The sequence below is a fragment of the Bacillus cereus group sp. MYBK245-2 genome, from assembly GCF_051916145.1.
GTDB lineage: Bacteria > Bacillota > Bacilli > Bacillales > Bacillaceae_G > Bacillus_A > Bacillus_A pacificus.
This window is the reverse complement of sequence record NZ_JBQAGB010000013.1, coordinates 113,836-136,557: the sequence shown is the minus strand read 5'-3', so window position 1 is coordinate 136,557 and position 22,722 is coordinate 113,836. Positions and strand designations below refer to the sequence as shown.

Sequence of the window (22,722 nt, the reverse complement as noted above, 5' to 3'; positions counted from 1 at the left end):
TATACATTACCTGTATTTCTTACATAAATTATATAAGTGAACAAGCTTTTACACTTTTCTTTCAATTTCACCTTTTACTTTTCTTAATATTTTCTTTTCAACTAAAAAATTGACTGAATAATTTTTTATCAGAGGTTTGAAATAGATTAAGTAACTAGAGGTACCATGTCAAAAAAGCTTGTAATTTGGATAACATCCAAATTACAAGCTTTTTATTTTTTATTTAATTACTGCCACCAAATCCAAGCCCAAAGGTAATTTCTTATATTTCGAGGAGTAATGCGAATGAAGCGTTCACCGTCAAAGAAGCAATTTAAATTTGGAAGTGTTTCATCTGGATTTTCTGGAACAAAGGTGACGATGTTCTCGTTACTTGTAACGGTTACTGTAATTGGTGGATCGGTAGGCGAGACTTGAAGTTGTAACGAAATATTGGCCGTATTTTTAAACTCATTATTAACAGGTGGACTTATTACTTGTACTGTGAATAACACGATAATTGTTTCGTTTGGCTCTAAATTAGTGGCAACTAGGAAACCGATATTCGGATTCGCTAGTGGAGAGCGTTCACCGTTAATAAAGACAGTGCCGTTTATAAATTGTAAACCTGCTGGAATAGTATCTTGTAACGAAATATTTGAGAGTGAAATTTTGGAAGTATTTGTAATGCGTACCGTGTAATCAAAATATTGATTTAAATAAGCTGAGCTGACGGAAGCATTTTTCGTGACTGTTGTAGTTATAAATTGAACTGGTATACGAACAATATTTGAATTAACAATGAAAGTAATAATTGGATCCTGTGGTGTCAATTGAAAAGCAGCGGTAACTGTTGCAGAATTTATAATTGTACTGTTTGAAGGAATAGAAGTTACGAGGACTTGAAATGTTATAGTTGCTACTGTACCTGCAGATAAAGAACCAATATTAATACCAGTGTCTGGACGAACATTTGGAACCGAAGTACCGTTAATAGTTACGCTGTTTTCTATAAATGTTGTACCAGCTGGAATTGTGTCTATAACAGAAGTACTAATTGTCGGAATTGTGGAATCATTAAATACCTCTAATGTGAATGTAATAACATCTCCTATAACGACGATAGATTTGTCTGCTGTTTTCTCAATGTTAATTATTGGCTCGATTAATGTTGTTGTAACGGTATTTGTTTGCTTTGTAATTGTAATAGGTGGTTCATCTGGATCAATGATAACGGTATAGGAAACAGTAGCATCGTTATTAATTGTAGGTTGAAGAGTAGAAGAAGATATTGTCACTTGGAACGTAATAATGACAGAGTCATTATGAGCAAGATTTCCTAACGTAATACCATTTTCCGGATTCTCATTAGGCTGATTGATTCCGTTAATCGTAACACTACCAGCAACAAAAGTCGTATCTATTGGTATGGTGTCTATAACAAGAAGGTCTTCAATCGTTACATTACCGCTATTCATAATCGTAATTGTATACGTTAAAGTTTGAGCAGGTAAGGCATTCGTTACATCAACAGATTTTATGGCAATGACATTATCATTTTGGACAGTAGTTGTGACGGTATTTGTTGTAGTCGTATTTGTAACGGGTACGTTATTTGGGTTGACTATATAGTTAAAAGTAGTAATTGCGTTGTTGTTTAGTTCATTTGGTGTTGGAATAGTAGTCACAGTTACTTGGAATGAAACGATAGCATCTCCATCTACAATTATAGTACCAATTGGTATGCCGCTTACTGGATTCACTCCTGGAAGAGTTTCTCCGTTTACAATGACGCTATTTTCTATAAACGTAGTACCTTGAGGAATAATATCTTGAATGATTACATCATTTACTGCAACATTACCGGTTTGATTTAGTGTAATCGTATACGTTAACGCATCACCAACCGTTGCAAATGCAAGGTCAACAGTTTTATTACTATTCAAAGTCGCATGATTAATTGTTGTTACGGCAGCTGATGAAATAATAGTTTCGGTAATAGGCGGCTGGTTTGGTAACGTGTATTGGTATTCAATTGTACTCGTATTAGAGATTGGATTTGTTTGCGGAATTGAAGTAACCCGTACTTGGAATAGAATAGTTGCTGTCGTATTAGGCGGAATGTTATCAAGTTGTATCCCGCTAAGTGGATTATCATTTGGACGAGCGCTTCCATTCACAATAACACTATTCTCTATAAAGCTCGTATTTGCTGGGATGATATCTGTAACGATAATATTTTCCACTTGTATATTCCCATTGTTTGTGATGGAAATAGTGTAAGGGATAATCGTTTGTAGGTCAGCGTATTGGATAGGCGTTGTTTTTGTTGCAATTATATTAGCAGAAATAACTTCAGTGAAGGTAATATTACTAGTTGATATTTGTTCTTCGCTATTAATTGTATAACGAGAAGTGGATTGATTTTGAATACGACCACTAGCTGGAAGCGCTACGACAGTAACAGAAAATGTGACTGGGATAGAAATGTTAGGAGCAATCGTTCCTAACAATATACCGGTACTTGGATTGGCATTAAGCTGCGGAATGTTATTTACTAAAACGCTACCGTCTATAAAGGTTGTTCCACCAGGAATATTGTCTGTAAATACAAGAGCAGTAGCATCCGTATTCCCTGTATTTGTTAAAGTTGTTGTATAAGTTAAAACATCACCAATTGTTACAGAAGTCAAATCAACAGTTTTAAGTGAAACGATATCAGCATCATTAATTTGAACGAAAGTAGTGTTGGAAGTAGTCGATTTTTGAATTGGTGCAAAGTCAGGGTTGAAAATAAAGTCGTAGACGATGTTTGCAGTATTAGGTGTTGGGTTTGCAGCAGGTAAATTCGTAACCGAAACTTGGAATGTTATTGTAGCTACTTGACCTGATGTGATATTCGGGATGGAAAAGCCGATATTCGGATCTGCTGCAGGAAGTACAGTGTTGTTAACTGTTACACTCCCCGAAATAAATACTGTTCCATCTTCTATAATATCAGTAAAAAAGATGGAGTTAGTTGTAGTGGATCCGTTATTTTGAATGAGTACTGTATATTCAATAGTTTCATCAATATTAGCTAATACTGTATTAGCGGATTTTGTAGCGATAAGAATGGCATCAATAAATTGTATATTTGTAGTATTGGAAGATGTCGTTTCTGAAATTGGTGGTAAGCTTTGGTCTGGCTGATACTCATAGTGGATGACGGCGATATTATTCATGTTATTTTGAGAAGGTATCGAGTCTACATTTACTTGGAATGTAACGATAATTGTATTGTTTGGAAGGATAATATTAAGTGAGATTCCGGTACTTGGATTTTCGTTAGGTCTTGGTATGCCATCTACAAGAATGCTATCTGGAACGAATGTGGTGCCAGCAGCGATTGCGTCAATTAGGAGAGTATTTGTAATAGGTACTGTACCAGCATTTGTAACTGCGATGGTATATGTGATAATTTGACCGATGCGTGTAATGGATCTGTTAGCAGATTTAATTGCACTAACATTTGCTGTACGGACTTCCGTGTTTACTGTATTTGATAATGATCTACGCTGAATAATTGGAGAACTAGGGTCAATTTGGTATTCATATGAAGTGTCTGAGATGTTAATGACTGTATTGTCTTCAGGTATATTTGTAAGTTGTACTTGGAATGAAATAGTGACTGTTTCATCTGGTTGTATCGTGCCGAGAGTTACTCCATTTTCAGGATTCGTACCAGGCTGAATGACATTATTTATTGATAAGCTATCTTCAATGAATATTGTCCCTTCTGGAATGTTGTCAATGAACACCGTATTGTTAGCTGGAACCGTTCCGATATTTTGTAGTGTATTTGTGTAGGTAATAAATTGCCCGATGGAGACGAAAGTTACATCTGCGCTTTTAACGGAAATAATATTCGCATTTTGAAGTGATGTTGTAACAATGTTAGAATTTGCAGAGCGATTCACTGGTGGAGCTGTAGGAATACTTATATATTGGTAAGTTACTGAAGATTGATTTACAATTTCGGTTTCAGTAGGTGGATTATTTGTTTGTACTTGAAATAGTATTGTTTTGGAACTGTTTGGTGGAATCTTTCCAATTGGTATTCCGTTTTCGGGATTTGCATCAGGCTGAAGTACACCGTTAATTGTGACACTGTCGAGAACGAATGTAGTCCCAACTGGAATCGAATCTGTAAAAATAATATTTATTGCGTCAACATTGCCGCTATTTTTCACTTCAGAAATATAAAGTATAGTTCCGCCAATATCTACAGTTATTGGATTGGACGTTTTTGTAATTGTTAATTGTGCTTGCACGAAATTTGTAATGACAATATTACTTGTAGATGTTTCAGTAATAGGCGGTTGCCCTGGATCTGGTTGAATTGTATATGTTGTATTAGATTGATTTGTAATCGATTGTTGCGAGAATGGATCGTTAATAAGAACTTGGAAAGCAATAAGGTGAGTAGCGTTTGCTGCTAGGTTAGGCAAAGTAACACCTACATTTGGATTGGCACCAAGTATAGTTGTTCCGTTAAGTGTAAAACTATTGTCTACGAATGTAGTCCCTTCTGGAAGCGTATCTGAAAATATGAGATTCGTAGCTGGAATATTTCCGGTATTTTCTAGCGTTATCGTATAGGTCAAAATATCACCTGTTGTTGCTTGTTGTGCATTGACTGCTTTTAAAGAAAGAACATTCGCATCCGAAATTTGTGTGAAAGCTGGATTAGACGTAATTGTTCGAGAGATGATAGGAGCAGTTGGATCAGCGATAAAAGTATAGTCAATACGAGCTATATTAGAAATTGGATTCACGCTTGGAATGGATTGAACGATAACTTGGAATGTGACGGTGACGATTTCCGAAGGTGCAATGGAGTTTAATGAGATCCCTACGTTTGGATCAGTACCTGGAGCTGAAACACCATTAATGGTCACACTATCCGGAATAAATGCAGTTCCCTCTGGGACCAAATCTGTTAAAGTAACTGTATTTGCAGTTGTATTCCCGTTATTTTGAACGACTACAGTGTAAGTGATTGTACCGTCAGTAGACTGTACGAGGGAATCTGTATTTTTAATTACAGATAGTGATGCATCAACGACAGCTGTATTAACCGTATTAGATGAAGATGTTGCTGTAACTGGAGGTTGACTTGGATCGACAATATATGTGTAACTTGTAAGTGCTTGATTTATAATTGCTCCTTGTGGCGGAATAGAGTTTGCAAGAAATTGGAACGTAATTGTAGCAGAATCACCTGGTGCGATAATGCCAACTGGAATACCGAGAGTTGGACTTGCATCTGGAAGTGAAATTCCGTTAAGCGTAACACTATTGGGAACAAATAATGCCCCTTCAGGAACACCGTTAATGAGTAATACCGAGTTTGCAGGGAAGTTTCCAGTGTTTGTTAATGTTGCTGTATACGTAATTATATCTCCGATAGATACAATTGTTCGATTTGCTTCTAAAACCGTTGTAACAGTAGCATTATTAATTTGTGTAGAAGCACTATTAGAAGTAATTGTGCCTGTAACAGGAGGAGAAGTCGGATCAACAAGAAATTCGTATTGAACGGATGCAACGTTTGTAATTGGGTTTGAAGGCGGAGTAGATGTAACTATGACTTGGAAAGTAACGGTTAAGGAACTGTTCGTACTAACGGTTCCGATATTAACTCCGTTATTTGGATTTGCACCTGGAATGGTACTTCCATTTACGGCAAAACTATTTTCAATAAAGGTCGTTCCAGCTGGAATGAGGTCTGAGAAATTTACATTCGTAGCGTTTGTACTGCCGCTATTTTGTATTAAAACTGTATAAGTGATCGTGTCTCCAATATTCGCAAAGGCTGTACTAGCAGTTTTTACAGCTGAAAGTATTGCTGAATGAATAGAAGTAACGAAGACGTTCGTTTCCACATTGCCAGGCTGAGCCTGTAATGCATTGCCTACGTTATATTGGAAGTTAACAAATGCTAAGTTTTGGAGTTCAGGTGTGAATGTTGATGGATTGCTTACGATTTGAACTTGGAATATGATTGTTACAGTTTGATTTGGAATGATCGTATTTATGCCAATACCGCTGGTAATAGAAGTGGATGGTAATGGAGTGCCATCAACAATAACGGATCCGGCAACAAATTGTGTCCACGATGGTATCGGGTCTGAGAAAATAACGTTATTGGCAGGGATATTTCCAGTATTCGTAATTGTAGTTGTATACGTAATTGTATCACCAATCGTTGCAAAAGCTTTATCACCGATTTTAGTAGTAGTTAAAATAGCACTTTCAATTGTTGTGATAACACTATTTGAAGTAATGTTTTTTGAAACAGGAGGATTATCTGGATTAACGATATGCTGAAAGCTAACGCTAGCTTGATTCGTAATTGGATTAATAGCCGGGATTTCATTTGAAGTAATATGAAATTCTACAATGGCAGATTCGTTTGGCGCGATATCACCAATTGGGACACCTGTAATGGTGTTTGCATTTTCGATAATAGTTCCATTAAGTGTAAAACTATTTGGTTCAAAGGAAGTTCCGTCTGGAATAACGTCGGTAAAAATAACATTCGTTGCATTAACATTTCCGCTATTTGTAATTGTAACGGAGTAGATGATATCTTGCCCAATATCTACTGTTGACACATTTGAATTTTTTTGTGCAGTAAGAATAGCACTATTAATTTGTGTTGTCGTTGTATTAGATTGATTGGAAGTTGTAATAGGTGACTGGTCTGGATCAACAATATAACGATAAGTGGTAAGAGCTGAATTAGAAATAGGGTTGTTGATTGGTAGGGTTGTAACGGTAGCTTGGAATGTGATAATTGCTGCAGTACCACCGTTAATTGAACCGATATTTACACCAGTAGATAAATCAGCATTTGGAATGGTTTGCCCATTAACTGTGAAACTGTTTGGAACAAAAGTTAAATTGCTATCAAGCGTATCGATAACGGTAACATCAGTTGCAGTCACATTCCCTGTATTCGGGAGGTTAAGTGTAAATGTTATTGTATTACCAACATCCGCAAAAGTAAGATCTGTTGTTTTTGTACTTATAATATTCGCGTTGTTTATTTGAAGAAGCGTAGTGTTGGAAGTAGCCGCACTTAATACTGGAGGATTAACAGGATCAACAGTAAACTCATATGTTGTTGATGCTGTATTTGGTGCTGGATTAATAGGGGGAATGCTGTTCACTGTAACTTGAAAGACGATACTATATATTTCATTAGGCGGAAGTGTTGCAAGTAATACACCTGTATTTGGATTCGCGTCAGGTTGTAAAACACCATCGACAGTTAATGTGTTAGGAACAAATGTGACTCCATTTGGTAATACATCTGTGAATACAATATTAGTTGCATCTGTATTTCCTATATTCGAAATAGAAGTAGTGTAAAAAGCAGTTTGCCCGATATCTGCAAAGGATACACTTTCATTTTTCGTCATGGATAATAGTGCTTCTTTAATTTGCGTTGAAACAGGATTGCTAATTGAAGTTTCTGCATCAGGCGGTGAGACTAATTGGTACGATGTTGATGAGAAATTTACAATGGGGTTTTCAGTTGGTAATGACGTTACAGTAACTTGGAACGAAATTGTTACTGTAGTCCCAGCTGTTATAGTTCCGATATTTACACCGTTCACTGGATTTGCACCACTTTGAAGAATTCCATTAATAGAAAATGTGTCTGCAATAAATGCTGTTCCGCTCGGTACGGTATCTGTGAATATAACATTTTGCGCAGATGAGTTTCCATTGTTTGTTAAAGCGACAGTATAAGTGAGTGTGTCTCCAATACGACTAAAGGATTTATCGACTTGTTTTAATGAAAGAATGGTAGCTGTATTAATCGTAGTGAACACTGTGTTTGAAGTAACGGTCCTTGAAACAATAGGGGCATTAGGATCAGCGATAAATGTGTAAGAAGCAGTAGCGGAATTGGCAATAGGATTTTGGGCTGGTGTAGAAGTAGCGGTAACTTGAAATGCTATAGATATTGAGCTGTTAGGAGCAATTAATCCAATTGTAATACCTGTATTAGGGTTGAGCCCGATTTGTGTGATGCCATCTATTGTAACGCTATCAGTTATAAACGTCGTACCATCTGGTATGAGGTCAGTGAAAGTAATATTCGTAGCGTTTGTATTACCGCTATTCGTTAAAATTGTCGTATAGGTAATGGTATCACCTAGTGTTACAAGTGTTTGATCTACAGATTTCACCATCGTTATCATAGCATCTAGTACCGGGTTTGTAACGATATTTGTTGAAATAGAAGTTGTAATAGGAGTTCCGTTTGGATCGACAGTATAAGAATATAAAATTGTGTCATTACCCATAATCGAATTTGAAGGGGGAACAGAAATAACATTTACTTGGAAAGTAACAGTTACTGTTTCACCCGGTGCGATATTTGGTATAGTTACTCCCAGTGCTGGTTGTGCACCAGACTGCTGAACGCCATTTATCGTGAATGAATTTGGTATAAAGGTAATGCTAGCTGGAATAGCGCTTGTGAAAGTAATATTCGTAGCGGCTGTATTTCCTGTATTTGTAATAGTAGTTGTATACGTAATCGTATCTCCAACTGAAACGATAGATTTATCAGCACTTTTTTGGGTTGTTAAAATTGCACTATTAATAGTTGTCGAAACAGCATTAGATACATTCATTTGTGATACGGAAGGTTGGCTAGGGTCGACCACATGTGAAAATTGTACAGAACTAGAATTAGAAATTGGATTTATACTTGGAATATTTGTAACAAGTACGTTGAGAGTAATCACAGCCGTTCCGTTTGGATTTATATTTCCAATCTGAATCCCGTTAGCTGGATTTCCGATCTGCTGTGTACCAGAATCGTTTGTAAGAGTGCCAGATATGAATGTCGTTCCGTCAGGTAAAATATCTGTGAAAATTATATTTTGTGAAGTAACATTTCCAGGGTTACTTAATGTAATCGTATAAGAAATTGTATCGCCAATTGTTGCGAAAGTTTTATCTACAGATTTAACAAGTGTAATTTCTCCGGAATTTATTTGTGTCGAAACCGGATTGGATGTCGTACTTCTTGAAACGAGTGGTAAATTAGGTCCTGTCATAAATTGATAATCAATAGAAGCGCCATTTACAACTGGTGAGTTTGGCCCCCCAGGTCCAATTGTGAAAATTGGATTTGGAATGCTAACTACTTGCACGCGGAAGGTAATGTTTGTAAAATCTCCTGCAATAATATCCCCAATTGGTACCCCATTCGCTGGATTTACCCCAGGTAATAAAACCCCGCCTACTCGAACGCTATCCGCTATAAACACTGTATTATTTGGAATCGGATCTGTAAAAATGATATTCGTAGCAGTTGTGTTTCCTATATTCTCCAATAAAACAGTATACGTTAAAAATGAATTTCCAGGTGCTACGTCAGAAAATAGTCGATCCACACTTTTCGTTGCTTGAATAATCGCTTCGTTAATTTGAACTAAAGTTGGATTACTTGTAGCTGTTTCTGTCACCGGCGGCTGGGTAGGATCAACAATGATCGAGTATGTCGTGCTAGACTGGTTCAAAGTTGGATTTGTAACTGGTATTGAGCCAACGATAGCTTGAAAGCTAATTGTTGTCGTTCCTCCAACTGGAATTGAGTCTAAAGAAATCCCGCTATCTGGTCTAAATCCAAGTTGTGGGATGGTATTAATTTGTACGCTATCAGGAACGAATGAAAGTTCAGGTGGTAATATATCGATAAAAACAGGTGTGTTTGCGGTAGTATTTCCGCTATTGGTGAGGGTAGTTGTATACGTAATTGTATCTCCAACAGCAGCAAATGCACTGCTTGCAGTTTTTGTTGCGATAACGGAAGCAGTATTTACTTGTGTAAAAGTTTTATTAGATTGAACTGTTCGTGAAACTGGCGGTTCATTTATACCTACAATAAAGCTATATTGAAGCGATGATTGGTTTGGGATTGGATTCGGATTTGGGAGTGATGTAATGTTTACTTGAAAACTGAGTGTAGCAGATGCATTTGAATTCAAGTTGCCAATATTGATACCATTTTGTGGATTTGCATTAGGAATAGTTGTTCCATTTACCGTAAAACTGTTTGGAATAAATGATGTACCATTTGGAATTACATCTGTAAAAATAACATTGTTTGCGGTAGTATTACCGGAATTAGTAATGATAGCAGTGAAAGTCAGTGTATCTCCAATAGTAGCAAATCTTGAATTGACAGTTTTATTTATAGAAAGAGTTGCATCAATAATTGGCGTAACCGTCGTATTCGTAACTGTACTACCAACAGCGGGTGATTGGTTTGGATTTACGGTATATTCATAATTTACAAGAGCATTATTTGTTAATGTGCCACTAGGTGGTATCGCTAAAATTTGTGCTTGAAAAGTAATGAATACAGTATCTCCTGGGGGAATATCTGCCAAGTGAATACCAAGTGATGGATCTAACCCTGGCTGCGGAATATTATCGATAGTTACAGAGTTTGGCACAAATGAGGCGCCTGCACCGAGTCCATCTGTTAAAACTGTAGCGCTAGCAGGGATATTCCCTGTGTTCGTAACTGCAATCGTATAAGTAACGATATCCCCAATTGCAGCTGTCGGTGTATTCACTGACTTCGTAGCGACGATTGTAGCGTTATTAATTTGAGTTGTTATTACGTTACTTAACGCATTGGCGGACGCTGGAGGTAAGTTAGGATCTATGACATATTGGTACGCTGTATTGCTTTGGTTCGGGATTGGATTTGGACTAGGAATGGAATTTACTATTACTTGAAATGAGATTGTTGCACTTGTATTAGGGTTTATTGGATCAATTGCAATTCCACTTGCTGGGTTTGTATTAGGAAGTGTATTGCCATTTACTGTTACACTATTAGGAATAAATGATGTTCCGTTTGGAATTACATCTGTAAAAATTACATTTGATGCAAGTGTGTTCCCGTTATTCGTTAAAGTAGTTGTATACGTAATAATATCATTTACGTTAGCAAAGTGTTTATCTGCCGATTTTACAGCGGCAATCGTAGCGTTATTAATAGTTGTCTGTACGGTGTTAGAGGCCACCATCTGCGTTACAACTGATTTGGATGCGTCGTATGTGTATTGGAATGTAGTGCTCGATTGATTCGTAATCGGATTTGGACTAGGAATAGTTGGTACAGAAACTTGGAATGCAACAGTACGTGATGAATTCGCTCCTATCGTCCCAATTAAAATGCCATTAGCAGGGTTTGCATTTGCTATAGGGACACCGTTAATCGTTACAGTATTAGGAAGGAAGATGGTACCAGCTGGAATGATATCTGTAAACGTTACGTTAGAAGCAGGGATATTGCCGTTATTTGTTAAAATTGTTGCATACGTTATGACAGCGCCAACATCAGCGAAATTTGTACTTGTTAGTTTTGTGGCAACAATATTAGCAGTATTAATTTGCGTCGTTACTATATTGCTAGTAGCGTTTCTGACAACGGCAGGTAAACTTGGATCTGCGATAAAGCTATATTGAAGTGCAGCGCTATTTTGAACTGGATTTGGTGAAGGTAAACTATTTGCACTTATTTGAAAAACAATCGTTGTAAAACCACCTGAAGGAATGGAGCCGACTTGAAGACCGGTACTAGGGTCTGCACCTTGTTGTAAAGTACCACCTATAAAAATACTATTTGGTACGATAGTGGAGCCATTAGGGATTATATCGGTAACAATAACATTATTTGCTGTAGTATTGCCAAGATTAGCTAAAGAAATTGTATATGTGATTGGTTGCCCGACATCGGCGATAGTTAAATCTACTTCTTTGACAATCACTACATTTGCTAAATTAATTTGTGTACTTACAGTGTTACTTACAGATGTTTCTATAGTTGGTGGATCGCCCGGATTTAGAATAAAGCTATACTGTGTACTAGATGAATTTAATGTTGGATTTTGTGTTGGTAAAGAGGTGACGGTTACTTGATAAGAGACAGTAAGTGAGCCATTAGCAGCAATGGAAGGTAGTGGAACACCTATATTTGGATCTGCGTTATTTTGAAGTACACCATTAATAAGAAAAGTATTTGGAATAAAGGTAGTACCGTCTGGATTCGTATCTACGAAAGTAGGGCTATCAGCAGAAACACTTCCTGCATTCGTCAAAGTAACAGTATAAGTTAATATATCCCCTACGGTAGCGAACGCTCGATCCACTGTTTTGGCTGAAATGACATTTGCATCGTTTACTTGAGTAAATGTAGTGGTTGAAGTAGTGTTCTTACTTACAGGTGAAGTGTTTGGATCAACGATAAAGTTATAGGAGATGGAAGCGCTATTTGAAATAGGGTTTGGATTTGGAATGCTAGTGATTACTACTTGGAATGAAGCTGTAATTGTAGTATTAGCATTGATGCTACCAATATTGATGCTAGCTGGTGTAACGCCTGGCTGAGTAACACTGTTAACTATAACGCTGTTTGGGACAAAAGCGGTTCCATTCGCAATTGAATCAGATAGTAATACATTGTTCGCTGCAACATTTCCATCGTTAGTAAGAGCAAAGGTGTAAGTTAATACATCACCAACTTCCGCAAACGTTTTATCTACAGATTTATTAGCATGGAGATTTGCTAGTCTAATTGTTGATGTAACAGAATTAGAATTTGCTGTTTTTGAAGTCGGTGGCAAACTTGGATTTACAGTATATAGATAAGAAGCGAAGGCGTTATTAATGATAGGATTTTGGGTCGTAATATTGATGACTGTTACTTGAAAGGATAAGGTGAAAGTAGCTCCTCCTGGTATTGTACCAATAGGTACGAAAACGAGTGAATCTACATTTTGTAAAACACCGTTGAGTGTTACCGAACCTGGTGTTAATATCGTTCCATTTGGAAGTGAATCTGTTAGCTGTACGTTAGTTGCAGCTGTATTTCCACTGTTTGTAATAAGGATTGTATAACTTATCGTTTCGCCAATTGTGGCAAATTGTTTGTTAGTTGATTTTGTTAATGTTACATTCGCATTATTAATTTGAGTGGAAACGAGATTAGAAGAAATGTTTTTTGTAACTGGTGATTGGCTAGGGTTGACGGTATATTGATAAGAAGCGCTTGATCCATTAAATACGACGTTTGACGCGGGTATTGTATTTACTACTACTTGAAATGAAACATTTTTTGTTGTACCAGTTGGGATGGATCCAATGTTCACACCGTTAGCGGGATTTGCGCCCACTTGTGTCGTGCCATCAATTGTTACACTGTTTACAACAAAAGTTGTTCCAGTAGGAATGACATCTGTAAAAATAACATTGTTTGCATTCGTATTACCTGTACCTGTAAAGGAAACGGTGTACGTTAGTATATCACCAATATCTGCAAAATTTTTATCTACTGCTTTCGTCATTGTTACAGTAGCATTATTCACTTGAGTGGAGACAATATTCGTCGTATCAGTCCCGCTTACTGCCGGTTGATTTGGCACAGGAATGTATTGATAAGTTGTTGTACCACTATTTAATATGGGATTTGTTTGCGGGATAGAAGGAACGAATACTTGAAATGAAACCGTAGTCGTAGAATTAGCAGCAATAGATCCAATTGATATACCAGTAGCGGGATTTGCGCCAGCTTGGGTAACTCCGTTCACAGTTACGCTCCCTGGAATGAAAGTAGTCCCGCTAGGAATCGGGTCCGTATATATAACATTTGTTGCAGCGATATTTCCTATATTAGCTAAGGCAATACTGTAAGTTAGCGTTTCACCAATATCGGTAAAAAGTTTATTAACTGATTTTGTGCCATTAATATCTGCGAGGTTAACTTGTGTTCCAGCAGAGTTGCTTGTTGCAAGACCGTTAAAGGTCGTTCCACCGGCGATTGGTGTATATTGAAATGTAATATTAGCAGTGTTAGAAATCGGATTTGGATTTGGCAGAGAAACGACAGTCGCTTGGAAAGTTACTGTACGAGAAGCACCATTATTGATTGTTCCAAGAGATATACCAGCGGCAGGATTTGCATTTGTTTGTGGTATGTTATCTACCATTACAGTGCCAGGTATAAAGGAAGTCCCATTAGGGAGAATGTCTGTCAAAATAACGTTATTGGCGGGAAGAAGTCCGGTATTAGGGATAGTAACTGTATAAGTGAGAATGTCTCCAATTGTAGCTACACTTTTATTCACGCTTTTCGTTGCTTGTATATTAGGTGAGTTTATATTAATTTGTAAACCGACTGTATTTAACATGTATGCATCTCCGTTAGTTGTTAAACGGATTGCGGCAGATACTTGAGAATTTGTTAAATAGGGAGAAATATCAATGGAAGTAATGTCCCAGCCTTGTCTTCCTGCAGAGATGTTTGTACCTGAAGAAGCACTTTGATTTCGCGTTCCAAATGTCCCTGTTGTATCTAAGTTTCCTGCAGCATTATTAATTTGGGAACCGAAGAAATTATTTATGGCATTATTTGGTCCGGATAAAGCGTTTAATGAACTGAAATTTGGTCCGAATAGAGCCTGATCCCCAATTAAATCAGCATCCCCTTCGGTAGAACTCAAAAATAATCGTCCGCTTACAGGTCCTCCGGAAGGTGTTAAAAATCCTGAAACAGCTACATCTGCACTACCGGTATCAGCAGAAACACGGTTACCCGCTACATAAATGGTTAAGTTTCTTGCTGGCAATGTCCCATTTTGATAAGCGACAATGAGCGTCCATCCAGAAGAATTGATAGCCCCATTAGAAGCATCTAAAGGATCAACAAGTCCAGGGACAGAGCCAGTTGTATAAGAGCCAGATCCAGCAGCTTGAACGAGAGATGTTACATCTGCAGAACGTGTATAGAATCCAAATGTGACAGATCCAGAAACGAAAGTTTGATTTGAAGCTGTAACAGCCGAAGGGGTAATTGGGTATGTTGAAACAGGTGTAGTAAAAGAAACAGGGTTTCCTAAAACACTCGTAATGTTTTGATCACGAGATAAATAGTTTCCACCCCAAACGAGTTCTGCGTAAAGAATCGTACTACCAGCAGGGATATTTAATACAGCGGTAGAACTATTTTGTGTATAGTTTAACGTTGTACCAGCAGGAAAAGTAGGTACTTGTAAAGCGGTATTCGTAGTTACGAATGCACCAATTGCCCCGATTGTACCAGCACGGTTTTGGTTACTAATTTTACTTAAACCTAGTGTGTTCCCTGTAATCGCAAGTGCCCCGTTAGTAGTGGTAGAAAATCGATTCGTAATGGGCATTTTTTCACCTCATTTGCATATAGTTTTGGTCAAAATACGATATGCATATAAACAATCAAAAGGAACATGTATAATTGAACTATAAATTCCTTCCTTAATCATTGGAAGGAATTTAATAGTAACAAGGGCTATTTTTAAATCAGTTAATATTAACATTAAAGGAAACTCCAGGGACACAAACATTGATTTATAAAACTGCATTTGTTCCTCTATTTTGTTTATTTTGACTTTTGGATAGCACCACATGCCCATCAACTTAAGAATTTAGAATTACCCCAAAATGAAAAAAATAAGCTTTTTGTTACTTAATAACGGTGTGTCTGTAGCCCTAAAAGGGGCATTTAATTATTAGAATATAATTATTACATTATCGCATACAGTAAAACATATATTTAATAATAGGAAACAGGATTAATACCTTAGCTAAATTTAAATGATTCGTACTATATCTATCAAGAAAAACCTATTCAAGATTAATTAAAATTCAATTATCTGAGCTTTTTTCAAATCAGCAAACCATTCACCTATTATATCGTTATGATGCTTAATAATTTGGGATGCCGATAATAATGTAGTGTCATATGTACTATGCCCATCTTCAACAAGAGTAACATCATACCCTAAGCTATATGCACGTCGACACGTCGCATCTATACATATTTCAGACTGAACGCCTGTAATCACAATGTGTTCGATGTCCCTTTTATTCAATTCTTGTTGAAGACTTGTTTCATGAAATGAATCAGGGTGGTTTTTTTCAAGAACGATATCTTCAGATAGTGGAGCTACAGATTCATGAATTGCCCATTCCGGATTTCCATGCTCTAATAAAGATCCTGTTTTCCCATTAAACTTCATGTAAAAAATAGGCGCTTGGACAGTACGAGCTTTATGGATTAACAATTGAATGTTTTTTAATAATTCAATTCCTTTATATAGCATTCTTTCTTCTTTAAATGAACCCACTTGTACATCTATAATAAGCAATGCTGCATAGCCTTTTATCATAAACGACCACCTCACATTTTGATTAAAATCATACAAGTAAAATATGTATAAAATAAGTATCCATTTTTAAAGTATCCAAAATGGATAGAGAATATAAATATGTGGAATCATGAATTTTTTTATCTTCAAGCTAGAAATGAATACATTAATAAAGTTTGTATTGCTTAATGTAGCCTAGAGGTGTTTGAATGTAGTGAATTTCGCACGTACAGTGTTAAGTGGCGCAAAAGATGGAGATAACTTCAAAGTCTTACCTATCGCAACGATGGGGATGAAGAATGACCATAAATAGAACCTGTTGTTTATAACAGGTTCTAATCAGAGTTATAGGCTCAATTACAGGAACTACAGATCTACTGGGGGGTAGTGTAATTCCTGATTAAAATTAAGATATGTTAAAAAATTTTAAATATGATTAATCAAATGATAACTAAACAAAATCGTTATTTTAAAGTGACTCAAAAAAGAGCACAGATATAAATGTGCTCTTAGAGAGGTAGGTTAAGTATCCTATTGGCCATTGTTCAAAGTTAATATATGTACGTTTAACTAAAAAGTGAAAAATAAAAACAGGATAGTTAGAAAAAAGCTAACTGTTTCATTGCAACTTGTAAAAAAGAATGTGGGAGGTTCAAAAAAGAAACTATATATAATTATACAAGTAAAACAGAATTGTACAGCATGAAAAGGAGCACTACATAAGTGAGTGCTCATCGATAAGGAGGTAACTTTTTTAGCTAAACACCCTTCTTAAAGAATATGCTGGAAAAGTGGGAAATAAAACTAAAATATAGTAACTAATGATGTTATGAATAACAATTTATAGGGAGAGGTTTAATGTTGTTATTATTTAAATAATAAAGCAGCTAGCTCAATGAACTAACTGCTTTATTGTCCAACAATAACGATACCCACAATACGTTGTAACTTAAAGTTACAACTATAGTATAAACGGAATTAAAAATATTATGTAAAATTAAAAGTGAGCTAAATAAGGAAACTAAAAAGAGCACTAGGTACAAGTGCTCTTTAAAAGAAGACCCTATGAGTTAATAGCTACATATCCGTAATATATGATGACAAACAAGTTAATATAAAAGAGCATTCAGCAGAAAACTAACTGCTCATTCCTAGAAGAAAAGGAAAAACAAAATTAAAGAAGTCACTGTGAATTCAAGCTGCATCAGCCCATCTATAGCATTGGACATAATGAATAGAAACAATAAGGTCATTAAAACTCACTTATAAAAACGTAAAGGAGGCACTGCTTAAATTGTAGTATCTCCTTTTAAAAAAGTTAAGTTCAGCTTTACTTCTGAAATCAAAACAGATAATAAAGTTGTTTATTTCCTTGTGAAACTAAAGCTACCATATAGTTGAATAATATAAATTGTTTTATTCGAATATATAGTTTTAACATTGACTTTCCGTCCTTATCCAATAACGGAGTAAATTCCCCTGCATATCCACTCAACTAAATAAATGATGAATTCCTATTTCTTTATCTACCATTATTACTCGTGAACACATAATTTAGAATTTTATTCGGAAAAACTCAAAAAGGCAGCTAGAAAAAACTAACTGCTCTAGTAAATACTATGAATACAATGTTTATTCGTATTCAAACTTGGATTACCTATATTGTTAACATGCCCTAAAAATTTATTCAATAAAAGAGCAGTTAGCCCAGTCTAACTGCTCGATGCAGAGGTATTGTATGCCGAGTTATTGATTTTATTCAAGGAATAAAGAAATTGTATTTATTTGAAAAATATAGTTGAAGAATTTTATAGAGAAAATGTAGCAAATTCTATATTACAAGAGATACAAGGTGTAGCTCCAATAGAAGACAGAAGTACGAAGACCTAAACAACTTTCTGAACCAAATTTTAGTAAGGCTTCAACTAATTTAACTGCATTTGAAACAAAACTAAATAGTAAAACCTAATTAAATGTGAAATTCAACTAAAATTTAATTCTACATAAGTAACAAAAGATATTCATGAAAATGGATACTTTCTCTTCTAAAAAGTATCTATTTTATGTCCATGTACAAGTGTAGAAAGACATAAAAGTCTAAACTAAAATCTCACAAATAATTGTTGATAAATAGTAATTACCATATAGCAATAGGATTTGTAAATAATAATCAAACCACATACCTAAAATCTCGAAGATTATACTTTAATGAAAAGAATTCGAGGACTTTTTGCAAAGTACGAAAAATTAGAACGTGAACTTAAAGAAGTTAAATATTGCTTGTTGAAAGCAATATTTGTAGCACATAAGATTAATACGTAAAGCAATTATCTTTATATAATCTTGATATGAATTTTACTTTGTCTTTCTATAAATATGATTTTATCTAAATATAAACAAATTACACTCTCCTTATAAAGCATCGAGGAGAGATAATGATGAATCCATTTAGAAAAACAACCCTGTTTGTATTTACACTATCAGTATTAAATACAAACATTGGTATGTCACATGGTGATATTCCTATATTTACTAAAATACAACCTGCAATACCACAAGAGGAGAATGCAAAATCAGAAGTAGAATATATGAGAAATGAATCAGTAGAATCAGAAAAGGTACTTGAAAAAGAAAATAGGCCCATAGAGCAAGAAAAAGTGATAGTAAGGCCATTGGATGTGCCGCTGATTCTACAAAAACCAGAATTAATGAGAGGTTGTGAAGTAACGAGCCTTGCTATGGTGTTGCAATTTTCAGGTGTACAAGTCGATAAGATGGAACTCGCTGCAAAGATAAAGTCTGTACCATTTCAGGGAAAGGGTATAAAGGGGAATATGCACAAAGGGTTTATTGGGGATATAGCTACATTTGATAAACCTGGACTAGGTGTTTATGTAGAGCCGATTTTAGAATTGGCAAAGGAGTATGTTTCAGAAGAGAAAGTGAAGGATCTAAGTCACAAAGAACCTCAGCAAATATATGAGGCGATAGACAGAGGGCAACCTGTATGGGTATTAACAAATGCCCGTTTTAAACGGTTACCTGATGATGAATTTTATACATGGCGTACAGATGCAGGAGAAATGAAAGTGACATATCACCAGCATAGTGTCGTTGTGACCGATTATGATGAACAATATGTATATATTAAAGATCCACTAAAGAAGGACAAACACAGAGCAATTGATCGGAATAGTTTTGAACAAGCCTGGATTCAAATGGGAAGACAAGCGATGACAGTTTCAATGTAAAACGAACGTAGATTGGATGAGAATAGAGATGAAAAAAGTTTTAATAGTTGAAGATGAACAGATTATCCGAGAGACTGTAGCCCATTATTTCTCGCATGATGGATATGAAGTAATTACAGCGGAAGATGGTCAAATTGGGCTAGATTTGTTTGCTGAACAAGAGCATAATATCAGTTTAGTTATTTTGGATATTATGCTCCCATTAATGGATGGATGGTCAGTGTGTAGACGTATTCGAAAGAATTCTAATGTTCCTATTATCCTATTAACGGCACGAAGTGATGAAGATGATACGTTACTTGGATTTGAACTTGGGGCAGACGATTATGTAACAAAACCATTTAAACCGTCTATTTTATTAGCGAGAGCAAAACGTTTGTTCAAAGATACAAATCAACAAGTACAATATCAGGACTGTATTAATTTATGTGGTATTCGCTTAGATAAATCAGCACGTTCTGTTTCAATAGATGGACAAAAAATAGATTTTACACATACAGAATATGAAATTTTACACTCTTTAATGCAACACAAGGAACAAGTACTATCAAGAGAGCAGTTAATCACAAATATTTGGGGATACGATTATGATGGAGATGATAAAACACTAACTGCACATATGCGTAATGTACGATTAAAACTTGGTGAGAAAGCAAAACACATTATTACAGTTGTTCGTACGGGTTATAAATTTGAGGTAGAAAAATGATGAGAAAGAAGATTGTGTTTCAGTTATTTTCTCTTACCTTTTTACTATGTTGCATGATTATCGCAGCTATCTTTTTCGGACAAATGTATGTGATGAAATACTTATATATAGATAAAGAAAAAGAAAATGTTCAGAAGCAATTACAACGGTACTATACATTTTATGAAGCTCATAAACAGGATGAAAATACACTCCAGAGGAAGGAACTCTCGTATGCTAATCAGCAGGGTATTATGATTGCTAGGCTCGATAAAGAAGCCAATATCAAGAAATTACCATCAGGAGATCATTATATAAAAACAGTTGATAAAAATGATTCGAGTCGATCCTCTAAGGTTGTGTTTAATAATTTAATCAATGCAAAGAAAGATATGGATCCTAATTTCAGTATATTAATTACAAGTTTACTCAATAAAACGACTAAACTAGCTATCATGGATACAGTAAGTAAAAGATCGAATAAAGACATAGTGATTCCTACAACATTGAGAATAAAAGGTTATGATGGAAATTTTGTTGCACCTACTTATTATCAGATTGATAAATATATGATGTCTGGTGCTAAAAATGGTATGAAGGTTTTTTCAAAAGAAGAAAGTGAGAAATATTATTTCTTAGAGGGAATTGTAACAGAGATAAATTTCCCAGTTTACTTCAATTCAAAAATGAATAATACATTGTATAGTAATGAGGTGTTTGCAAATCGTATTTTGCAATTTCAATCGGAATGGATCAGCGATAAAGTGAAATTACAAGGAGACGAATGGGTTCAGAATGAAATCAGTATAGATGGAATCAAGTATCTAGAAACGATAAAACCACTCATGCAAAATGGACAAGTAAATGAATTCATTTATACATTGTCTTCGTTACAACCGATTACAAAAGTGACAGATGTAATGAGTGATTATTATATATATATTATAGCATTTGTGCTGATTCTATCGCTGGTTGTATGTTTATATTATTCAAGAATTATTACCAAACCATTACTAAAAATTAATGAAGCAACGAAAAAAATAATGCAATTTCAATTTCAAGATAAGCTTTCTATCAAATCAAAAAATGAAATTGGTGAGCTTTCCTCTAATATTAATCAACTCTCAGAAAGAATGGAAGGATATATCAATCAGTTAAAAACAGACTTAGAAAAAGAGAAAAAATTAGAACAGACACGAAAAGATTTCATTGCAGGCGTTTCGCATGAATTAAAAACGTCACTCAGTGTCATGCAAATATCTGCATCTATGCTGCAAGATGGAATCGCGCCTGAAATGAATCAATATTATTGGGAAGCATTAGAAAAAGAAATAGAGAAAATGAATGTGTTAATAGATGAAATGTTGAATTTGGCTAAATATGAATCCGGAACGTACCAAATACAGATGGAGCAGGTTAATATAGGGAATTTAATTCAAAAGGCAGCAAAAGATTTACAAGTTCAAATTAAAGAAAAATCACTACACATCAAATTAAATATAGATAATGTTTGTGTTAAAGGTAAAACACATCTGTTAGAACAGGTCATAACAAACTTGTTTACCAACGCGATTCGCTATACAGATGCGAATCGAACCATTGTGATAGATGTAAACGAGAAACAACATGACGTATATATAGGGTTTGAAAATAAAGGGGCACATATAGCAGAAGAAAACATAGATAAAATATGGGATCAATTCTATAGAGTGGATAAATCAAGAAAAAGAGTATATGGTGGAACGGGTCTTGGACTTTCAATTGTAAAAAATATATTAGATTTACATAATGTAAAGTACGGTGTAACTAATACAAAAGATGGGGTATTGTTCTACTTCCATTTAGAAAAATGGGATACAAAGTAGTAAGATGTAACATTGATATTATAGATTTTACTGTGGTGTTAAAGGCGATTTACATTCATATAAATTATTTTTAAAAAGGTGCGGAGTCAACTGAAATGTACCCTTTAAAATGGACAGTTTAATAAAAAAAAACTGAAAAATCAAGCCCGGAAAAGATGGTTCCGATATTCAATCGGAATCATCTTTTTTAATGTTCACTGATAACGATTATAATTATACCCCTCCATCTATTAATGGTATCTTTAGTAAAGTTGAAGAATATGTAGGCTAAAGCGTCCATAGCGTTGCTTTTTTTGGTTATATAAGGGTAATATCATATAGGAGTAGAGGCCATGCATATTTGCACCAGAACCGGTTAAAATTAAGGTGGTTCAGTTAGAGAAAGGAACTTTATGGTATCATTTTAGCGAGTTTATTTATATTAAACTATATAAATAAGAAGTTGCATAAAGGTAAGTAAATATTATAATTGATTTTGAACCATTTAATCCAACAATAAATGACATAGCGATCAAACTTACTATGGTACTTTTTATACCGTTATTCTTAGCCTTGCTTATCAAAGTCATACTTATGAAATTTATGAGAGAATCGATTGCTGGCAGACTAGCATATCTATCTTGTCTATTTTTTATGTACTATGTATTTAAATTTGTTACAGAGTAGAAAGA

Annotated in this window: 5 protein-coding genes; 3 read left to right on the top strand and 2 right to left on the bottom strand. The window is 35.2% G+C overall.

All coding sequences use genetic code 11. The features are described 5' to 3' along the window. Nucleotides 1-227: 227 nt before the first annotated feature. On the bottom strand, nt 228-15,260 hold the full coding sequence (locus tag ACTFRN_RS20635) for a beta strand repeat-containing protein (RefSeq protein WP_001123145.1): 15,033 nt from the start codon (nt 15,258-15,260) through the stop codon (nt 228-230). 477 nt (nt 15,261-15,737) lie between these two features. Continuing rightward, nucleotides 15,738-16,268, bottom strand: coding sequence for a cysteine hydrolase family protein (locus ACTFRN_RS20630; RefSeq protein ID WP_000589748.1), 531 nt, complete (start codon nt 16,266-16,268; stop codon nt 15,738-15,740). Nucleotides 16,269-18,682: 2,414 nt separating this feature from the next. On the opposite strand from ACTFRN_RS20630, the gene ACTFRN_RS20625 reads away from it, so the two are divergent. From ACTFRN_RS20625 to ACTFRN_RS20615, 3 genes are read left to right on the top strand one after another with little or no spacing between them, the layout of a single operon-like run. Continuing rightward, nucleotides 18,683-19,498 (top strand): C39 family peptidase, encoded by an 816-nt coding sequence (locus ACTFRN_RS20625; protein ID WP_046647181.1) that lies wholly within the window; start codon nt 18,683-18,685, stop codon nt 19,496-19,498. A 28-nt stretch (nt 19,499-19,526) separates the two neighbouring features. After that, on the top strand, nt 19,527-20,207 hold the full coding sequence (locus ACTFRN_RS20620; protein WP_000756749.1) for a response regulator transcription factor: 681 nt from the start codon (nt 19,527-19,529) through the stop codon (nt 20,205-20,207). Continuing rightward, the gene (locus tag ACTFRN_RS20615; protein WP_046647183.1) at nt 20,207-22,051 is read left to right on the top strand and encodes a sensor histidine kinase; all 1,845 of its coding nucleotides are present in this window, start codon (nt 20,207-20,209) and stop codon (nt 22,049-22,051) included. The genes ACTFRN_RS20620 and ACTFRN_RS20615 overlap by 1 nt, the downstream gene beginning before the upstream one ends. Nucleotides 22,052-22,722: the final 671 nt, after the last annotated feature.